At 40.3% G+C, this 21,443-nt stretch carries 11 protein-coding genes and 2 pseudogenes; 9 read left to right on the top strand and 4 right to left on the bottom strand.

Annotated features, from left to right (window positions below):
- Positions 1 to 26: 26 nt before the first annotated feature.
- Positions 27 to 1,106, bottom strand: a pseudogene (locus B4N43_RS00090) (clostripain-related cysteine peptidase).
- A gap of 207 nt (positions 1,107 to 1,313) precedes the next feature.
- Between B4N43_RS00090 and B4N43_RS00085 the strand changes: the two are divergent.
- The 6 genes from B4N43_RS00085 (at position 1,314) to B4N43_RS00060 (ending at position 10,455) form a co-directional block, all read left to right on the top strand.
- Positions 1,314 to 2,918 carry a fimbrillin family protein gene (locus B4N43_RS00085; protein ID WP_286732178.1) on the top strand — a complete coding sequence of 535 codons (1,605 nt, stop codon included), beginning with the start codon at positions 1,314 to 1,316 and terminating at the stop codon, positions 2,916 to 2,918.
- Positions 2,919 to 2,955: 37 nt separating this feature from the next.
- Complete coding sequence (locus B4N43_RS00080; RefSeq protein WP_075990727.1) at positions 2,956 to 4,395, top strand: fimbrillin family protein; 1,440 nt, start codon at positions 2,956 to 2,958, stop codon at positions 4,393 to 4,395.
- A gap of 87 nt (positions 4,396 to 4,482) precedes the next feature.
- The gene (locus B4N43_RS00075; protein ID WP_286732176.1) at positions 4,483 to 7,200 is read left to right on the top strand and encodes a TonB-dependent receptor; all 2,718 of its coding nucleotides are present in this window, start codon (positions 4,483 to 4,485) and stop codon (positions 7,198 to 7,200) included.
- A gap of 11 nt (positions 7,201 to 7,211) precedes the next feature.
- Positions 7,212 to 8,591, top strand: coding sequence for a DUF5689 domain-containing protein (locus B4N43_RS00070; RefSeq protein ID WP_286732175.1), 1,380 nt, complete (start codon positions 7,212 to 7,214; stop codon positions 8,589 to 8,591).
- Positions 8,592 to 8,598: 7 nt separating this feature from the next.
- Positions 8,599 to 9,624 (top strand): endonuclease/exonuclease/phosphatase family protein, encoded by a 1,026-nt coding sequence (locus tag B4N43_RS00065; protein ID WP_286732174.1) that lies wholly within the window; start codon positions 8,599 to 8,601, stop codon positions 9,622 to 9,624.
- A gap of 186 nt (positions 9,625 to 9,810) precedes the next feature.
- Positions 9,811 to 10,455, top strand: coding sequence for an HAD family hydrolase (locus B4N43_RS00060; protein WP_286732164.1), 645 nt, complete (start codon positions 9,811 to 9,813; stop codon positions 10,453 to 10,455).
- 135 nt (positions 10,456 to 10,590) lie between these two features.
- Here the strand turns inward: B4N43_RS00060 and B4N43_RS00055 are convergent, their stop codons facing one another.
- Both B4N43_RS00055 and B4N43_RS00050 read right to left on the bottom strand, forming a co-directional pair.
- Positions 10,591 to 12,099, bottom strand: a complete 1,509-nt coding sequence (locus B4N43_RS00055) for an alpha-L-fucosidase (protein ID WP_286732163.1) — start codon at positions 12,097 to 12,099, stop codon at positions 10,591 to 10,593.
- A 66-nt stretch (positions 12,100 to 12,165) separates the two neighbouring features.
- Positions 12,166 to 13,772 (bottom strand): annotated as a pseudogene (locus B4N43_RS00050) (beta-N-acetylhexosaminidase).
- A 455-nt stretch (positions 13,773 to 14,227) separates the two neighbouring features.
- On the opposite strand from B4N43_RS00050, the gene B4N43_RS00045 reads away from it, so the two are divergent.
- Together B4N43_RS00045 and B4N43_RS00040 are read left to right on the top strand one after the other, a co-directional pair.
- The gene (locus tag B4N43_RS00045) at positions 14,228 to 16,462 is read left to right on the top strand and encodes a glycoside hydrolase family 2 protein (protein WP_286732162.1); all 2,235 of its coding nucleotides are present in this window, start codon (positions 14,228 to 14,230) and stop codon (positions 16,460 to 16,462) included.
- Positions 16,463 to 16,718: 256 nt separating this feature from the next.
- Entirely contained in the window at positions 16,719 to 16,997 is a 279-nt protein-coding gene (locus B4N43_RS00040; RefSeq protein ID WP_075990719.1) for a DUF4342 domain-containing protein, read from the top strand.
- Positions 16,998 to 17,021: 24 nt separating this feature from the next.
- On the opposite strand, the gene B4N43_RS00035 is transcribed toward B4N43_RS00040, so the two are convergent.
- Positions 17,022 to 19,031, bottom strand: coding sequence for a beta-N-acetylhexosaminidase (locus B4N43_RS00035; protein WP_248932935.1), 2,010 nt, complete (start codon positions 19,029 to 19,031; stop codon positions 17,022 to 17,024).
- A gap of 250 nt (positions 19,032 to 19,281) precedes the next feature.
- On the opposite strand from B4N43_RS00035, the gene B4N43_RS00030 reads away from it, so the two are divergent.
- On the top strand, positions 19,282 to 21,408 hold the full coding sequence (locus B4N43_RS00030; RefSeq protein WP_248932934.1) for an ATP-binding response regulator: 2,127 nt from the start codon (positions 19,282 to 19,284) through the stop codon (positions 21,406 to 21,408).
- The last annotated feature ends 35 nt before the right edge of the window (positions 21,409 to 21,443 follow it).

Below are 21,443 nucleotides of genomic sequence, written 5' to 3'. Positions count from 1 at the left end.
AAATGAAGAAAACCAATGCAATGCTATTACTCCTTCACAAAGGAATTAAAACCGCTATCCTTAGCCCATTGGAGCGAATTATAATAGGGATGTATCCACTTATTTAAATCATTAGGGACGTAACAGGACAGTCCAGAAAATCGCAAAATGGGTTTACCTAGAAAAGTTGCCGTATTCGCCTTATAGATAACCAATTTCGAAACTGTAGCCTCGATAGCGGTAGTCTCAGTCGGCAACATATTCTGATGTACAAAATCAAGAAAATCAAAGCCAGCCGATAAGGATTTTTCATCAAAATCCAATCGCTGTAAGTTATCGCGATAGATCCCTGTGAGCGGGGCTCTGGTCAGTGCGACGTGAACGTTCTTTGCAAGATCCGACCAATAGGCATTATTGACCACAGAAATAGTCGCAGATCGATAGAGTCCTGTCAACTGATTATAAAAATTAAAATACGTTGTCGCAGTAGATATCAGCCCTCGTTCAAGATCAGGGTCGATCAAGTGTTTCAAGACCAAATGATAAGGCATACTGGTTGAAAGCACTTCTGCTGGAGAAGCTATCGTATATTTCGCTTTATCCCGAAGTTCATATAATACTTCGACACTTGCCATGGAACAGGCGTCAAATAGGAGAAAATCAAGCCCAGAAGGAATGATCGACTGCAAATCTCGCAACTCCGTTTTGTTTCCCCGATCTTCATTAAACTACATTAACTTGACCCCAACATTCGGCAGCCAATTTGTTGCATGTGACCACAGAACCAGACCTGATGGACGATTACCAACATATCCTTTCATCGTCTGCAGGATTTGCTTCATCACTACTGGATTCGCTGAATCTTGATCCCCATAAGATTTGATGACCGTACTCTTTATTTCCGGGCTCTGGTCAGCAACAATTTTATAAATTTTAGGTGTAGAACCTGCCAAAGTCGCATACACATATACATCTGCATCTAATCCAACCATTCCCTCTTCCATTGCATTAATACTATTGTAAGCATCTGAAACCAAGTTATTATTGGCCCCAATATAAACCAACACAACTCTGCTATCTTTCTCTATCGCAGTATCTTTTTTGTCATTGCAACTATTTAACAGCATAACAATTGGCATGCAAAACACCAAAAATATTCTAAACCAGATGGGATTCATCAAAACACAATTAAAATCGCAACAAATATACCTAAAAATCAAACTGATACATCAACCAAACATTTAATTACACAAAAGAATATAAAAGCTTCACTTTAATTTAACTTAACTTAAGTATTTTTGTCATTACTTTATTAACAAACACTAACTATCAATATGATTAACAAGATCATAACTATTCGAAGACAGAATATGTTGCGAATAGCTTATTTTATGATTGCATTGCTTACATTTAATTCATGTCAGAAAACTGAATCTCGAATTGAGCAGGCTGCAGTACAATTTACCCCAACTATTGTCGGTCAAATCAACACAAAAGCTACCGGAACTTCCTGGGACCAGAATGACCAAATCGGAGTATTTATGTTCAAATCTGGCCAGCCCCTGGAAGCAGCTTCCATTGTTGATCAGGTCAAAAATCAGTTATTTACTTTCAATGGCTCACTATTCCAAAGTGCCCGCCCAATCTTCCTATCTGCTGAAAAAGTAGATTTTATAGCCTATCATCCTTATAAATCCCTTACAGATTTTCAATATCCAATTGATTTAAGTGATCAGTCTAATCCCACAGCTTTAGATCTGATGTACGCAAACAATGCTAAAAACATCGACAAGAGTAACAATACGGTCCCCCTTATTTTCGTACGTCAATTGAGTAAAGTCAGCATTAATCTATCCATTACCAATACAGCCGCATTGGAAGCAAACCAGATTACCGTAAAAATGCCGTCCATAAGCACGCAAGGAGGATTTGACTTAACAACAGGAAAATTGACGGTCAATTCGACGGAGAAAAAAGATGTTCAAGGAAAAGTATCAGTAAATGCCAATAAAACGGCTCGCATAGAATTTATACTACTCCCTGATGAAGACATTACAGGAAAAGCTATTAAGTTTATGGCCGCTAATGGAGATACCTATACCTGGACAATCCCGCAAAATCAGAATTTAAAAAATTTAATAGCTGGAAATCAATATAGCTTCGATATTAAAATCGACAATGGCAAGCCAAGTGGTGGAATCGGTGATTCACAAGCTTATTTGGAAATCCCAAAAATGAGTAACCTAGGCAATGACGAGGTATTTATTCAACATTTTATGCCTGATGCAAGCGACAGTAGGAATTACGCGATGCTCTATGATAAAAAGTTAAAAATGGCTTATTGGGTAGCCTATCCATTATACAGCAGCATCCTTGGATCAGGCAATCGTACAGATGCATGGGGATATGATCCGCAAGTATCTACTGCGTTTCAACCCAATCTATTTAAAGGTTTCCAGCCAACAGGCTATGACAGAGGTCACCAGTTACCAAGTGCAGACCGCAACTTAAATACAACCCAAAATAAAACAACGTTTTATTTTACCAACATGACAGCTCAGGTATCTCGACTTAACCAAGGAATTTGGGCAAACCTGGAAACCAAAGTCAGAACATGGACGGCACAGTGCGATACAATGTATATTGTAACTGGTGCAATGCCTAAGACAAGCACAGATAGCCGCCTAGATTTTGCACAGGACAATGACGGAAAAGATATCGCCAAGCCAAAATACTATTTCAAAGCATTAGCCATGAAGAAAGGGTCCGAATATTATACCCTTGCTTATAAGATAAATAATGAAACCCCTCCTTCAGGAGTAACCTTCGAAAATTATAGATTAACCGTAAGCGATCTCGAAAAAGCAACTGGCTTCACATTTTTTCCTGATCTAAATGATACACAAAAAGGGAACATAAATACCTCCATTTGGAAATAATTAATAAACGATTTAGTCATATCAATTCAGTTTAATTATGAAAGTAAACCAACTTTTATTCCTAGCGACTGCGGCAGCTGCCGTAACGAGCTCCTGCCAAAAGGCACCTGTTTCAGAACAAGAAATCACCAAAGCGGTGACTTTTTCGTCAACAATCTCTAACCAAGTGACCACAAAGGCTGCTGGCGCAAATTGGGAAAGCAACGATGCAATCGGTGTTTTCATGAAAACCGGCAGCGGTTTAAGCAATGCATTAGCAAGCAACAAACAGTATGTAACGACAAGTGGAGACGGAAACTTCAAAGCGAATAGCACTACAGAAGAAATCAATTATCCAGCTGATGGCTCCAATGTAGATTTTATTGCCTACTACCCTTACCAAACAACAATCACAAACAACATTTATCCAGTTAATGTAGCTGATCAAACCCAACAAAATAAAATTGATCTGTTATACGCTAATAACGTAACTGGAGCCAACAAGAATAAGCCAAATGCGCAACTGCAATTTGGCCACAAACTCAGCAAAGTCGAATTGACTATTGCTGCAGGAACTGGTGTAAGCTCTTTAACTGGTCTTACCGTAACTTACAATGGATTTAATACTACAGCGAACTTCGACCTAGCAACAGGAACACTAGCTGCAGGTGCTAATCCAGCTGCCATCAAAGCAAAAACAACAGCAGGAACAACAACAACAGCGGCAGAGACTATCTTATTACCTGTAGCTAGCGTTGCCGGTGCAAAAGTTGAATTCAAAATTGGTAACGAGATCTATACCTGGACTTTACCATCATCAACAACTTACGAAGCGGGTAAAAAATACAGCTACAATATCACTTTACAAGAGCAGGCTGGAAACAATGCTGCTATTGTGGCTTCTGGCAATATTACAGACTGGACCGATGTACCGTCGGGTTCATACGTGATCGGTAAAGACGAAGATAACGACGGTACAACTGATCCTGTAGAACAAACATTGTATGAAGAGAATTTTGGTGAAACAACAGTCTCAAACATTAAGATTGCGTCATTCAACGGCTGGTCAAATACTTCTGTAACTTATGCAGATCAATTTGCTGTATCTGATATTCGCTACTTAAAAAGTGGAGAAAATCAAACAAATCACGTATGGCTACCTGCTAATAAGGAAGCTGAATTAGCGATCAGCAACATCAATACAGAAAAAGCTGCTAAATTGAAACTTACATTTGACATCGCAGCCAATGTATTCAATGCAGGTACGAAATTCGATGTAAAAGACTTGTCGATAGATCTAAATGGCCAAAAATTCAGCGCCATTTCCAAAGTATTGTCGAAAGACAATAATGATGCAAATATTTTTTACACGGTAGAAGTTGATCTTTCGGCGGCAACATCTGTTCCTGCTAGCTCCAAATTAACATTCTCAACGACAGCAACAAATAATACTGTTGGTATCCGTATTGACAATATTTCTCTTAAAGGCCAAAAATAAAATACAATAAAAACATTTTCAAATGCAACACATCTAAAATGTGTTGCATTTGTCATCTAAATACATTTCACTATTTAACCTCAAGCTATGTATAAAAAATACATACTTTTTGCCCTCTTATCTGCTGCCAGTACACCTATATTTGCCCAAAGGGCCAATGTACAGGGTATTGTCCGCAACCAAGTGAGCAAAGAACCTTTCTCCAATGTACGTCTCGTCTTTGAGAAAAATCAAAAGTCGGTCGTCACCGATTCCAAAGGGAACTTCAGTCTACCGAAGTTAAACTCGGGTGAGGAAACTATCCTGATCAAAGGTGGTAATATCCAGGAGATCAAAATTACCGTTCAGATCCCGGCCTCCGGCCTGCTCAAAATGGACGATATCTATGTCCTTCCAAGTACCGACAACGACAACATGGTACAACTAAGCATGGCTGCCGATGATCTATTGGATGATGACAACGAATCTTTCGACCAAAACATTGCAGCCAAGATTATCCTTTCTAACGACGTATACGTCAACAAAATTGGTTATCAGCTCTCTCAATTCCGTTTTCGCCTCCGCGGATACAACAACCGCTACGAACAAAAATACATCAACGGCGTACACTTCAACGACCAATTGCGCGGAGTCTTCAACTATGCTTCCATCGGTGCCATCAATGATTTGACCCGAAATGGAGACCAAGACAATGCTATGGACGCCTCGACCTTTACATTCGGCTCCATCGGCGGTTCCGAAAATATCAATATGCGCGCCAGCACCTTCGCCAAAGGAGCAAAAGCAACAGCCACATACACCAACCGCAATTACTATAGCCGGGGTATGCTGAGCTATTCAACGGGACTAATGGACAATGGCTGGGCATTTACAGGCTTAATCGGTGGTCGTTATGCAGACAAAGGAAATATTGAAGGTACATTTTACAAAAACTTCTCCTACGCACTTTCCATCGAAAAACAATTCCAGCAAGGCAAACATAGTTTATCACTGGTCACCTTTGGTTCACCGGTAGAGCGCGGCCAACAATCAGGTTCTTTCCAGGAAGCCTATGATCTCCTCGATAACAACCTATACAACCCCAATTGGGGCTACCAAGACGGAAAAATCAGGAACTCACGTATCGTCACTGCTTATGACCCTACCGCAATCCTTTCACATATCTGGAAAATCGATCCAAATACAAAACTAACGACAGGTATATCGCTGCACTATGGCAAGTATGCCAGTACAGCATTAAACTGGTACAACGGTCCGGATCCAAGACCCGACTATTACCGCAATTTGCCGAGTTATTTTACGGATTCCATCACAAATCAATACTACAGCAACCTTTGGCAATCGGCAAAAGTATCGCAAGTAGATTGGGACAATTTATACCTCGTCAACAAGCTCGAAAATAAAATCAACGATGGTGCAGCTATCTACATGTTGGAGAAACGCCATAGCGACCTATTGGAAAGCAGTTTCAATACAACACTCAACAAAACGATCAATGAGCATGCTAAATTGACGCTCGGTATCGGCGCCAAAGGATCACAATCCCAGCAATATAAAACTGTAGCGGATCTGCTGGGCGCTGAATATGTGCTGGATATTGACAAATTCTCTGAACGTGACTTTGGACAAAATACAGGTCAGAGCCAAAACGACTTGTTGAATCCCAACTTTATGGCACGCAAAGATGATATTTTTGGATATCGTTACAACATCAATATCAAGTCTGCGAATGCATGGCTACAAAACGAATACACGTATTCGAACATCGACTTTTTCTACGCTACACAGCTTTCTTACACCAGTTTTCAACGTGTAGGCTACATGAAAAATGGACGCTTCCCGACCAATTCTTATGGTAAAGGGCAAGAACACCACTTTTTTGACTATGCTTTCAAGGGGGGAATGACCTACAAATTCAATGGCCGCCACTTATTAAATGCAAAAATTAGCTATCAGACCAAAGCGCCATTGGCTAATGATGCTTATATCTCACCAAGGGTAAGTGACTTTACTTTTGAAGACCTCAAGAGTGCCAAGATATTCTCTACAGATATCAGTTATGTCTTCTCCCTGCCGAAACTAAATGGTCGTTTATCGGTCTTTCAGACCAACTTTACAGATCTCATCAGCCGACAAAGTTACTATAACGATGCCGCCCGTACCTTTATCAACCATGGTCTAAAAGATATGAACCAGGTTAATAGAGGGATAGAGCTCGGATTGACCTATAAAGTTGACAACAATTGGAGTATTGATCTCGCAGCCACAAAGGCTGAATACTATTACAGCAACAACCCAATGGGAGCACAAAACTCCGAAAATGGATTGATCAATAATGAACGCGAGATGGTGTACCTCAATAACTACTATGTTGGTGGAATGCCACAGACCGCAGGAACTTTAGGAGTCCGTTATTTCGTAAACTACTGGTTTTTTGGCGCTAATTTAAATTACGCTGGCGATATGTATCTATCGAAAGCTCCTCTTCGTCAGTTGGCATCTAACTACAGCACCATCAATCCTTACGATCCAGAGCTCGATAATGCTTATCATATCCTTACTGATCAAGAAAAGTTCAAAAATAGCGCAACAGTCGACCTATCAATCGGTAAAATTCTTTACCTGAAAAATCGCAATTCAATGAACTTCAATTTAGCGGTCAATAACGTCTTAAATAACAAAAACATCAGAACGGGAGGTTTCGAAAATGCACGTTTGGATATTACTGCAGCAAATAAGTTTGCATCCAAATATTATTACATGCAGGGAATCAACTGTTTTATGAACGTATCCTATAGATTTTAATCTCTACAATAATGAACAAAAAAAATATACAAGCGGTCTATACATCGATGCTATCGGTTATCTGTATTGGACTCATCTTATTTACAGGAGCCTGTAAGCGTGATCCTGAAGCCCCCCTATTGACTCAACCGATCTATGACGGGCCCAATGCCAACACAACGATAGCCGCATTGAAAGAAAAATATGCTAACATTACCGATCCAAAAGTAATCGATGAGGATCTGATCATTAAAGCACTGGTAACCGGAAACGACATTTCGGGTAATATCTACAAACAATTGTACATCCAGGATGAAACTGCTGCCATCAATCTAGGAGTCGACCAAAATAGCATGTACACAACTTTCCGCGCAGGTCAGGAAGTGTATATCAACTTAAAAGGCCTTTCCATGGTGAAATATGGCAGTGAACTACAGATCGGTTTCAGTGGAACAAATGCCAACCGTATCGCCTGGGAAATTTTCAAAGAGCATACCAAAGTAAACGGATGGCCCAATGCGGCCAATTTAACGCCATTGGAAGTTGATCTTTCTAAATTAGACGCTTCTATGGTCAACAAGTTGGTTATCATTAAAAATGTGCGTTTTAACAATGGTGGTGTCAATGCTTTCGCAGGTGGAACGGCGACTGTTAGCGAAGTAGTCAAAGATGCGAATGGCAAAACATTGGATGTCCGCAACAGTAACTTCTCCAGTTTTGCTAAAGATATTCTTCCTAAAGGGAATGGAGCATTAGTAGGAATATTGGGCCGTTACAATGGAGGCTGGCAGCTCTTCCTGCGCGATAAAACAGATGTGATTGACTTTGATGGAACTGACGCCGGAACAACACCAACTGACCCTGAAACCGGAGGAACAATTTTCAACGAGACATTTGGAAATGGTACCTACCCAAGTGGCAACCGTCCTAAAATTGCAGATTTCACCGATTTCGATATGAAAGCTCCCGTGACGTACAGCGAGGAAAGTGGTTCGGCAGATATTCGTACAGCGACAGGAATCAGTGCCTCAGTATGGCTTCCGGCAAACAAAGATATTACACTGAAAATCGCCGGAATACAAACAGCCAACAAAACGGATCTTACATTGAGCTACCAGCTTGTTCCTAATATTTACAATGTTGGTGAAGCGACCAACCTCAATGCTATGAAGGTGAAGGTCAACGGAACAACTTATACGATTCCAAGCACACCAGTAGCGATCAACTCAACAGATGACCGTAATAAATATTACACGGTCAGTATTCCAAACATTACACCCGCAGCGACAAGTACCGTCGAATTTATAATGACTGGCGCTGACAATGCATTTGGCTTCCGTTTAGATAATATTAAAATCGTAAGCGCAACTGGCGGAAACGGTTCTGGCAATACGATTATCGTTACTAAATAAATTAAAGATGAACTATAAACACATCAGCTGTATTTTTCTTCTCCTTTTATTTGTTGTACACACAAGTTTCGCACAAACCAACCGTCGGGTTTACCCCATCGCATTCTACAATTTGGAGAATCTATACGATCCTGTAAAAGATTCAACGATCAATGACGATGAGTTTACACCAAAGGGTGCCAATACATGGACAGAAGCTAAGTATCAGCAAAAAATAAAAAACATGGCACGAGTGATTCGTGCCATCGGTTCACCTAGTTCTAGTTTGGGTCCCATTGCTCTTGGGGTAGCCGAAATTGAGAACCGTCGGGTTTTGGAAGATCTTACACGAGATCCCCAGCTCCGTGAGCTGGGATTAAAGATCGTTCATCACGATTCTCCTGACCGTCGCGGTGTGGATGTTGGGTTCCTTTACAATCCGGAATTCTTCACGCCTTTTAATGACAAGGTTCATCCATTCAACCTACCAGAAAACCCAGGCTTTAAGACGAGAGATCAACTATTGGTATCCGGCACGATTGCTGGAGATACAGTACATATCATTGTCAATCACTGGCCTTCGCGTTATGGCAATAAATCTTCTGAACTTCGCGAATTTGCAGCAGGTATTACCAAAGGTATCTGTGATTCTCTATATCGTGAAAATCCCGAGGCCAAGATTATTATCATGGGCGATTTAAATGATGATCCCAAAGATAAAAGTGTAAAGGAAGTATTACAGGCCAAGAAAAATCCGCAGGATGTACCTGCGCAGGGCTTATATAATACCATGTGGACGTTTTACGATAAGGGAATTGGATCACTGGGCTATCAGGGACAATGGAATCTCTTTGATCAAATCATTATTTCCAGACCTTTATTGGACAACAAAAACAAGGGTTTACGTTTTGTCAAAGCTGAAATCTTCAATCGGGATTTTTTGGTGCAACAGGAAGGTCGAAACAAAGGTTATCCGCACCGAACATTTTCTGGAGGAGTATTTATCAATGGCTACTCAGATCACTTTCCAACATTGATCTATTTGGTAAAATAATATAAATGAAATCCGATTAACTCTTCTTAAGCGGAATTAAAGATAGGAGCTCGTTATAAATGAGCTCCTATTTTTTTTGATCTCCCCAAGTCTTCAGTAATCTTTTTATTATACACAAGATATAAACTACCATTTAATCTCATTATTATACCATAGTTCAATCGCAATTTTTACTAGATTTATCAGATGAAGCTTATACTATTTGATCTGGACGGAACACTGCTAGACACATTACAGGACCTCGGGGACAGCTGCAATGCTATTCTTGAACAACATGGATACCCAACGCATCCACTCGTTGCCTATAAGAAATTTGTAGGCAATGGCGTGCAGAAACTTATCGAAAGGGCATTACCCGAAGAAGCACGGACAGTAGAGACGATCACAGTCTTACTTGCAGCTTTTAAGACATATTATGAACAAAAACCTGTATCGCATACACGACCCTACACAGGGACTATACCGCTACTACAAGAACTGAAATCATTAGGCTATCTCATCTCGGTAGCATCAAATAAATACCATGAAGCGGTGATACCTTTGATGGCCGAATACTTTCCCGATATTTCATTTGATCTCGTTTTGGGGCATCGAACAGGTCGCCCCGCCAAGCCTGATCCCGATATTGTCTTCGACAGTATTCAAACACTCGGTGTTAACAAACAAGATTGCTTTTATGTAGGCGATTCATCCGTGGATATGGATACCGCCAATAATGCAGGGGTAACAGCTATCGGTGTTACTTGGGGCTTTCGGGAAGAGAACGAGTTAAGACAACACGGTGCACAGCATATTATCCACCATCCACAGGAACTGTTGGAAATTCTATAAAAGAAAAGCGGGACCTAAATCAACAATGATTTAAGTCCCGCTTTTTTCTCGTTCACTCCCAATGGTCTCGAGTTGCGCTCATATACATTTGAAATGCCGATGAGATCGCGAAAACCTTCGCGCGAATGCCAAGAATTACATTTTTGCATCCATGAGTTGATCACTCTGTCCTTTTGGCCTACCAAGCTTCATCTTTACAACAAAAGCTTTATCTGTCCTAAACGTTGCCGGAAGAACAACATCATAATATGTATTCTTATCAAGATCCAAACCAATATCGGAACGTTTAAGAGCTAATGATTGACCATTTTGCAATAAGACAGCCTCTACCGGAACCTCAGCTGAATTCTTCGGTACAGCAATGCGGACAATATTATTGACCGGTCGATTAAAGACAGTAAGATAGAGGTTGTCCTCTTTTTTGGTAAAATAACCCAATTTAGATGGAGCAAGTCCTGCATGTCTCACACCATAAACAGCTTCACCATTGATTTTGATCCAATCACCAATCTCTTTCGCCAATTTATCCTCTCCTGGATGCATCCGACCATTTCCATCCGGGCCAAAATTCAATACGAAATTCCCGTTCATCGACACACAATTCATCAACATATCGATCAAATCGTCGGATGTCTTTGTATAAATACCCGACCAATCTTTCATGTAACCCCAACCGTTAGGCGGGATGGTCATCACACAATCCCAGTCACGCCCCTCTAGCCATTCAAATTCTTTCGGCATTTTGCGTTCCCAGCCTTGCTCATAATCCCCCAGCATATCGCCATTCGAGTCGAAATGCCGTTTTCCAAATTCATCGTTTCGAAAACGGCTACCGATGATTAAGCCCGGATGTTTCTCACGGAGTTCCTTTTCCAGTTTATAGGTAAAATCATAGGACTGAATCCAGGACTGATCCCAGGTACCATCGAACCAAAACCCTTTTATCTGCGGATAGTTTTGAAGCAGCTCCAACAATTGGTTACGGGTATACTCCAAAAACTTATTGAATTTTGCCTTTTCTTCCGTTGTAGACGGCGCCTTACCCATATAGTTTGAATTATTCCATTCTAAGATCGAAAAATACAAAAACACATCTATCCCTTCAGCGGTGTAAGCGTCTACAACCTGCTTGACGATGTCTTTTTTATAAGGGCTTTTCTTAATGGTATAGTCAGTATACTTCGAAGGCCATAAGGCAAATCCATCGTGATGTTTGGTGGTAAAAATCAGGTATTTTGCCCCCATTTCTTTAGCCTGCTTAGCCCAAAGCTTTGCGTCAAATCCTTTGGGATTAAATTGCTTGTATAAATTATCATAGGTGTTTTTCCAGTCCTTTGGTGCAGTAGGTCCACTCCAGGTACGAATCCATTCGGAAGCGGCCGCACCTTTACGAGCACTTACCCCTTCCCATTCATTTCCTGGGATAGCATAAAGGCCCCAATGGATAAACTGCCCTAAACCATATCTCCGAAAACGCGCCATAGCTTCGTCGGTTCGATGTGCCGGCGTTAATGGCCCGTATTTTACGTCAATTCTTTGCTCCACCTTTTTGCGTGGCCCAGTCCATTGGGCAGAAACAGTTTTCCCGGCCAATAGCGCACCAGCCAACAGCAAGGTCATCATCAATCTGTTATAGCTTATCATATTTTATCTAATTGTTTATTACCACGATTCTATATAGTCCAACTTATTCAAAGACAAAAAACGCAACTAGTCGGGACGATCAATATACTGTTTCTGTACTTTCTTCATGACCACTGGTTCAGGGTTACTGTCCTGAAATGGATCAAAGTAATAGAGTCCCTGTTCCCGATACAATGCTAAATGTTTCTTTAACACTTTAGTAAATTGGTCAAAATTACGTTGCTTGCCAGATGTCCATGCTGCTTCCGCCAATGCCGCAATTCTCGGAAAGATGAGATAATCCAATCGATTGGTATTTGTCACGGTTTCAGTCCATAGATTGGCCTGGATACCCAATATCTGTTTTCTTCGACCACCTAAACTATCCAACTGTTCGCCTGCAAAATTGTAGACATCTTGAATAGGGTTAAACCCTTTGCCCCATTTCCGTCCATACCGATGATTTTCCTGCTGCACAAAATCAAAATATAAAGGTAAACGCGGTGTAAGAATTGCCTGATATCCTTTATCCAAAATTTTGTTGAGCTGTTCGGGTTTATCATGGCGCCACCACATCATCACAGTCTGCGCTTTGTTCAGTTTTGCGTCTACCATCTCATCCCAAACAATGATTTTTCCATTTATTCGGGCAACGGAATCTGCCATACGTCGAATAAAATACTCTTCCACTTCCTTATTGGATTTCAGCCCTTCTGCCTTTTTAACTCCTGCACCTTTAGATCATTGTTCCAGGCATCACTACCGAAAGCAACCTCATCGCCGCCCAAATGAATGTAAGTCGAAGGAAAAAGCGCTTTTACTTCGCGCAACACATGGCTTAAAAATGAATATGTCGTATTTTTTGCTGGGTGAAAAGTAAAATCAGGGTGTTTTTCATTACCTCCGCCCGATAAAAACGGATACGCGCGGTTTGCCGCTGTTGCATGTCCAGGCATATCAATCTCAGGAATGACCTCAATATTACGTTCATCAGCATAAGCAATAATCTCACTGATATCATTTTGCGTATAATACTGTACTCCAGCATAGGGATCTAAATAATTGCCTATCCCACCTATTTGAGCCAGCCAGGGATAACGTTGTATACTAAGGCGCCACGCAGGCTCATCCGTCAAATGCCAATGAAACTTGTTCAGTTTATAGAAAGCCATCCAGTCCAACAATGACTTTACTTTTTCCTTTCCGAAGAAGTGTCTCGACTCATCTAACATAAAACCGCGCCATGTAAATTGTGCTTTATCTTTAATTTCAACAGCATCCAACTCACGCTGATCACCGCTTTGGGCTGCAACGGACAACAATTGGTCTAAACTTGCAATTCCATTGACAAGTCCTGATTTATCTGAAGCGTAAATTCGAATATGAGTAGCATCTATCTGCAAACGATAGGCTTCATGTTCAAGTGTTTTATCCCAGCTTACCATAACCTGGGCTTCGTCGACCTTGGTCGCAACATAGGCCGAAATTCCGAAACGCCCAAGTAGGAGCTTCTTGAAATACAATATCGTGGGATCAAAATAAGGATCGCTTATAATGCCTATATTTCTACCCAGGATCAGTTTCCCCTTCCGCGCTTCCTGCTGTTGCGGACGTGGGATAATAGCAACCTGTGCCTCCACAAACTGTATCGTCAAGAATACCAAAAGAAATGTTCCTATTAATCTATGTTTCATCCGTTCTATAGTTATTTTCAACTGATCAGATTAAATCTGCTTGTGTAAAGTATTTGTTTCTAACGAGGTTCGATCCTACATTATTCAAACCTAGTTTGTGCTATAATCGGCTCACCACAGCCAGCACGCGATGTAAAAGGAATACGAAAATCCATCGTATGAACTGTTTATATCGGTTCTGTCCACAGTTTATCTTGTAATGCAATGGTAAAGAATTTATTATTTATTACTGTAGTCTAAGTATAGTCAATCGTTTGCGCAAATCTCGAAAACGTTGTAGTGGATGGACGCAACAAAGCGAATAAAGAAAAAACAATTATTAATAGCGATATTTTGATCACTATTAATTAAAAACAAGATCGAATAGCAGTTCTACCGAGGCTAGTCCAATTAGTCATTATCATTTTGTTAGCTATATTTGAAGACACAAATACAACACCCTAAGTTAAAACCGTATGATAAAAAAGATCTTTTATACCTTAATCTTTATTGGAATACTGCTATTGAACGTACAAGCGCGAACCGTAGTTCCATTTAATACCAGCTGGACTTTCAAAAAGGGACCTTTTTCTACTTCGACATTAGACTATAATCAACTGTTTGAAGGGAAATGGCAACTTGTCAATTTACCGCACACCTGGAATGCAAACGATATGCAGACCAAAGAGATTAAGTCCGGTAGCTTAGGAAAAAATGAGCGTTTTTATACCGGTGATGCTTATTATCGTAAATCTTTTGTTCCCGAAACAGCTTGGAAAGGCAAACGCATTTTCATTCGATTTGAAGGGGTCAATACCAACACAGAAGTATACGTAAACAATCAGCCCCTTCCTACCAAAGAAGGCAAAAATGATATTACCTACGACAATACGAAACGCAATGGAAATTATAACTTCGTGGGCAGACATCAGGGTGGTTATTCTGCATTTGTATTCGAACTGACCAATATGCTCCAATTTGGAAAAGAAAACGAGATTTTGGTGAAGGTAAACAATGAAGCTACTCCACAGGTCATTCCTGTTAACCATACCCTTTTCCCCATGTACGGCGGCATTTATAGACCTGTCGAGCTTATTGTAACCGACGACATCCATATTGCGGTGAATGATTTTGCAGCTAAAGGAATCTATATCACGCAAAAAAATGTCTCCAAGAAAACAGCCGATGTTGCTGTAAAAATAAAAATAGACAACAAATCCGGAAAAAAACAACCAATTGAGTTATTGACAACCGTTTTCGAAAAAGACGGATCGATTAAAGCCAAACAAAGCACACAGTACACGTTGTTACCGCAAGGTCGTCAAACTGTTACGCAACAAATCCTAGTCAAAAGTCCACATTTATGGCAAGGTTTAGATGATCCCTATCTCTATAAGGTGGTCACACAGATCAAAAAGAACAACCAGGTAATTGATGAGGTAACAGCACCTCTTGGTCTTCGTAAATTTGAATTACGAACCGGTGAAGGATTTTTCCTAAATGATATCAAATATCCGCTATATGGTGTTTGTCGCCATCAGGATCGACTAGGTAAAGGATCGGCCCTAAGCAATGCAGACCACGACGAAGACTTAGCAATCATCAAAGAAATGGGAGCAACATCGATTCGATTGGCACATTACCAACAGTCTGAGTACTTCTATTCAAAATGCGATAGCATGGGTCTCGTTATCTGGGCCGAAATCCCGTTTGTCAATCGGGTAACCACCTTGGAAGACAACAACGCACAACAACAGTTGAAAGAACTGATCCGCCAAAATTTCAACCATCCTTCCATCTATATATGGGGTATGCACAATGAGGTATACTCTCCTTCTGCCTATACCGTCGAACTAACGACCAAATTAAATGACCTCGCTAAATCCGAAGATCCTGATCGCTATACCGTTTCTGTCAGCGGTTACAATGTTATCGACCATCCAGTTAACAATAATGCAGATGTACAAGGCATCAATCATTACTTTGGCTGGTACAATGGTGAACTGGAAGATAAATCAGATAAAGAGGATGATGTCGCCTCCTGGGCAAAACGTATCAGTGAAGAATTCAAAGATTACCGGATTATCTTTTCGGAATATGGTGCAGAAGCCATTCCCGAAGATCAAGCAGAAGAAGTTGGAAATTTTGGAAATCAATGGAGCAATCCATCGTTTTTCCCTGAAGAATATGCAACCAAATTTCATGAAGTACATTGGGGCGTGATATCCAAAAGTCCAATTTTCCTAGGTTCTTATGTCTGGAACACATTCGATTTTGCCACGCCCATTACTGCGCTGAACGTTAACCCCCGGAATTATAAAGGACTGGTTTCCTTTGACCGTAAACTGAAGAAGGATGGCTTTTATTGGTACAAAGCCAATTGGAGCAAAGAACCCGTGTTATATATTACACAGCGTCGTATGATCAATAGAGGTAATGAAATTACGCCTATTACGGTTTATTCGAACAGAGGTGAGCCAACATTGATCATCAATGGGCAAACGATCAAAGGAGCCAAAATTGGTCAGACCAATGTACACTACATCTTCGAAAACGTAAAGCTAAAACCGGGAAAGAATGCTGTGGAAGCAAAAGTAATCCAAAAAGACGGTAAGGTATTAACCGACACGATTGAATGGAACTATGACCCAGCGTTTAAACAAGGACCATCGGGACCAACAAAATCGAAAACAGAGCACGTAGGTCTATAATCACGCTAGCAAAATAATAGACAAAAAACAGGGGTAGCCTAAAAAGCTACCCCTGTTTTTTGTTTAAGGATATATCCCCCTCGGCTATATTGATCATCATATCACTTACCCTAATTTCAAAAAAGTATTAACCGATAAAAGCGGGTCGTTTACCGAGATTGTCTCGAGACTGGCCTAATGCCCCTCTTCAGGGCCATATTTGCTTCCTATCTTTGAGTCATCAAATAAGAAATAAAAAAATTAAAAAATAAACATCATGGCAACTAAAACAACATTCAGCATCAACAGTAAAACAATTACTAAAGTTTTTCAAGATCTTTTTGATTCCTTCAAAAGCTCCCGTTTAAAAGTTTCCTCCAAGAATGGACAAGAATACTTAAATATCTCCCTGCTATTAGCTGTAATCATCGGAATTATTTTCCCTGTAGCTTTCATTGCATTGATTATTTTAAGTCTGATTGCACCTATTGAAATTGCAATCCTTCAAGAAGTAAAAGAAGAGAATGCAAATCAAAAGATGATCGAACTCAAATAAGTAAAAAATAAAGGGTAATACCCTTTATTTTTTTTCTATCTTATCAAAAGGCCTATTCGGAGACAAATTAAATGTAAAATTTCCTTTTGAATCCACACCGCCAGCGCCTCTGACGCGGGCTTTGATTTCGTATTTCGATTGCGGATTATAGTTCGTTACCGTAAAATTGTAGTAAAAAGGTTTGATCTTGTTGGTTCCCCTAAATTTATCCGCAAGCGCATGATGTCCATCCTCTGCAATGACCTGCCCGTCCTGTAGCAATTGTACGGCATCAATCTCCAGAAAATTCTTCCCCTCCACAAAGAAAAATCCAGCTTGCGCTCGTCCATTATCGTAAATCTTCCTGCTCACGTCAAAAGTTAGAAAACTATACGTTTCCTTGATATCATTAGGTCCCCATGATCCCGCAATATATCCCCCGGGACGATAATAATCAATACGCATGGAATCTAATCTTGGAAGATTGGCATCCAATCGATGGCTGAACGCTGTATAATCTTTCGCTGACTTAGCAGCCCATCCAATTTCAGCAACCGCAAGCAGTCGCGGAAAATTCTGCACATTCAGGTCTTTAATATCCTGGGCCAACGCTGTCCACATATTTCCCTGAACACCGAGGACAAGCTGATCCTCAGCCGGACTAAGTCCCGCAGAAGGATCAAATTCATACACTCTTTTCAGCGAGTTTATCTGCGGATAGGCCAGGTCAGTCATGGTACCATCATTCCGATCGGCCTGTGTAATATCAAAATAGAGATGCGATGCTGGTGTGGCTACGGCCTTAAATCCATCTTTGGTCGCTTCCTTGATCGCTTCCTCACCAAGCCAGCTCATGATTGCCGTACTCTTCGGCAAGTTTTCAGCATCAGCTAAGATATCATTCCACCCGATCGGTTTTTTCCCTTTCTGGACGATGATATCAGAAACGCGTTGAACAAAATAGCTCTGAAGTGCTTTGACATCCTTAATCTGGTGCTGTTTCATAAAATCCTGCACATGCGCCTCTTTTTCCCACAAGTCATGACGGACTTCGTCCCCCCCAAAATGGATATAACTACCCGGAAAGAGGTTAGCGATTTCAGTGAACACATTATTCAAGAATTCATACGTAAACTCTTTTGTCGGATCCAATGTATTGGGGGTAAATTGATTTCCCCAATAGCCCCAAGATGACACAAAAGGAAAAATGTGATTCGGGTAGGAATTTTTGTTGACCCCAAGTTCAGGATAGGCCAATATTGTCGGCCATGAATGTCCAGGAACATCAATCTCGGGCACAATCGTAATATTACGCTCTCGAGCATATTGAACAACTTCCTTGATCTGCTCCTGTGTATAAAATCCACTGCGTTCTGCAGGTTGTTTTTCTGTTCGATAAAATACCGTCACATTTTCCATGGTCAATTTCGGATATTTCTTTATTTCGATCCTCCAGCCCTGGTCATCCGTCAAATGCCAATGGAACGTATTCATTTTGTATAATGCCATGACATCCAAATACTTTTTCACAGTTTTCACATCGAAGAAAGTCCGGCTCACATCTTTCATATAACCACGCCAATGATAGCGGGGATAATCTTTAATTTTCACTGCTGGAATATTCCAGCTTATTTCTTTGGTTGGGTTACTACCCTCGAAAGCTGTCGGTAAAAGTTGCCGCAGTGATTGCGTTGCATTGAAAAGCCCATGGGAGCTTTTTGCTGTCACGACCACTCCCCGATTGGAAACCTCAAGCTGATAGCCTTCATCATTAGGCGTTGTCAATTTAGGGTCTAGTTTAAATTCAATGCTATTGCTCGCCTGTTTTTTTATGTTCAGGGGATAATGCGTTACTTTTCTCAGCTGCTCAACAAACAAAGACACATCTTTCACATCGCAGTTCTTAAAACTTAAGGAAGTTTGTGGATTCAACTGAAACTGGCCTGCTCCTATATTGATTTCCTGAGGCTTGGGGATAATATCAATCCCAGATTGCGCATGCAGCCCTTGCGCAAATAAAAGGGATAACGCTACTGAACAGAGGAGTGTTTTCATTAAAATTTAAGTTTTTATTTTTAAATAAACAGACAAAAAAAAGACCGTTTATTGGTTTCGTTATGCAAAATAAAAAATAAAAAATGATCCTTCTACTCCAACTTTCAATCAAACGATTGTGTAAGATTTTCAAAAAGTAGCTCGTTGGCTACAGGCACACCAAGAGGATATCATTTTTTAGTATTAAATTTGACTTCCAGACAAAACAAAATAGGCTATAGTTAACTTATTGGGGTGAAAGAACAATAACGTGAAAAACAGTAAAAAATTATTTATTATCAGGACAGTTTTAATTGCTTTCCTGATTCTTTCCTTGGTTTATATCGGTTCGATATTTACCTATCAATATATTGAGTACCAAAAGACCGAAGCCCGTTTAAATAAAGCTTACAGTTCTAAAAATCAATTGACGAATCTTTTTTACGAACTCTTTTCCTCGTATAATGCTGCCGGAAATGCCTTTCGCTCTTATACCGTGGACTTCAGTGCCGAAAATTTAAAGAATTACAGTAATAGTTTAGATACGTTACGATTTTATATTGATTCCCTTTCGAAGTTATCTTCCCAAAAAGGACTTACTTTCTCTACGAATACTTCCTTGGAACAAAATATCTCCCTTTCAGACGAGTTCGCGCACATTAAAAAATCTGTTGACAACATGATTTTTTTGGCCAAAGACTCGCTGTCACTCTTAACGAAAACGAATAGAACAATTCGCCCCGGAAACAATCGTATCCTCGCAGATTCGGTTGTCAATAAAATATTACGAGATACAGCACTCAATGTAAGTAAGAAGGATACCATAGTGCGAAAGAAAGAAAAACTCTTTACACGTATTTTCAAAGCTAAAAACGACACCTTGGTTGCTGATAAGCTGGAGCAGAATTTTAACGTTAATCAAATCAAGGCAATACATAGCCAGATCCAAAATTTGATCGAACAAAATGAAACATTCCACCGGCAAGATTTCAGTAAAATCCGTCGTTCATTTACTGAGCTGCAACAAAAGGAAAGACAGCTTCTACAGTCTAACTACAATTTGTTCAGTACGATCAGTACGGCCTTACTTCGCATTAAGACCCATGAAGATGAGGTATTAAGGGCTGCTGAAATTCAAGATTTCAAGCTTTATCGGGAAAACTCTTCTATTTTTGGCAAACAGGTCATCGCTTCTATTATTCTCATGATTATTATGGTGACACTCTTGTTGTCCTACCACTACAATACACTTGTGTATGAGCGTAAGCTTACTGCCGCTAGAGATTATGCCTTGCGAACAGCGAAAGAGAAGGCCAGTATACTGGCAAATGTAAGTCATGATGTGCGCACACCGGTCAATTCTTTGGTCAGTGTTATTGATCTGCTAAAGAGCAATGCGGCAAACAATCGGGTCAACCCTATTTTATTAGACTCTATTACACAAGATATCCATGTGATCAATGATACTGTGGAAGATATTCTGAATCTCGGTAAACTAGAGTCTGGTACACTCGAAATTAAGGCTGAGTATTTTTCGCCAACTCAATTGCTCGCGAACCTCATAAAAATGCAGCAGGCTCAAGCAGACAAAAAAGGGTTAAAACTCATCAGTTACATTGATATCGATCCCGACATCTTAATCAAAAGCGGAACGTATCGTGTACGACAGATTATTTCTAACCTCTTGAGCAACGCCATTAAATATACAGATAAGGGGCAGATAGAGGTAAAAGCCTTTATCAGCAGAGACCAGGGATCCAAATTACATATATTAGTCAACGATACAGGAAAAGGTATTTCGGCAAAAGATCAGGAGCATATTTTCGAACAGTATTATATGACCGATCAGAAATCCAAGAATAGTTTTGGATTGGGATTACATATTGCTAAACTCATGGCCGAACAGCTAAACGGAACGTTAAGTGTTAGCAGTCAACAGGGCAAGGGATCAACATTTACGTTACTCGTTCCATTCACCGAAGAAAAGAAAAATAGGAAACAAATTACGAGCTTGGATAAGCTCTCAAAAGAGCTACGCTTTGTCGTTATTGATGACAATCCGATCAATAATCTATTCGTAAAACAAGCATTGCAACATTTCGAAGATGTGAAAATCTATCAGGATTCATCTACTGCAATAGCCTATCTGAAGGAAAATAGAACGGATATTATTATCACCGATCTCAAAATGCATGGCCCTACCGGTTGGGATATCCTCAATACGGTCAAAGACAACAATAGTGTAAAGGGATGGAATAGCAAAGTTATTGCACTGACGTCAGATGAATCACAAGTAACCGTACAGATTCCAGAAGGGCAGCTACATCAATTTGATGGCGTCATGACCAAACCTCTGGACAAAGCTATCCTTGCTCAGCTTATAGCAAGGATTTCATAAGCTAAGCCGTGTAAGTAAAAGAAATAAGGGACTGT

Source organism: Sphingobacterium sp. UBA1897, assembly GCF_002337775.1.
GTDB lineage: Bacteria > Bacteroidota > Bacteroidia > Sphingobacteriales > Sphingobacteriaceae > Sphingobacterium > Sphingobacterium siyangense.
This window is presented reverse-complemented; position numbering and strand designations above follow the sequence as displayed.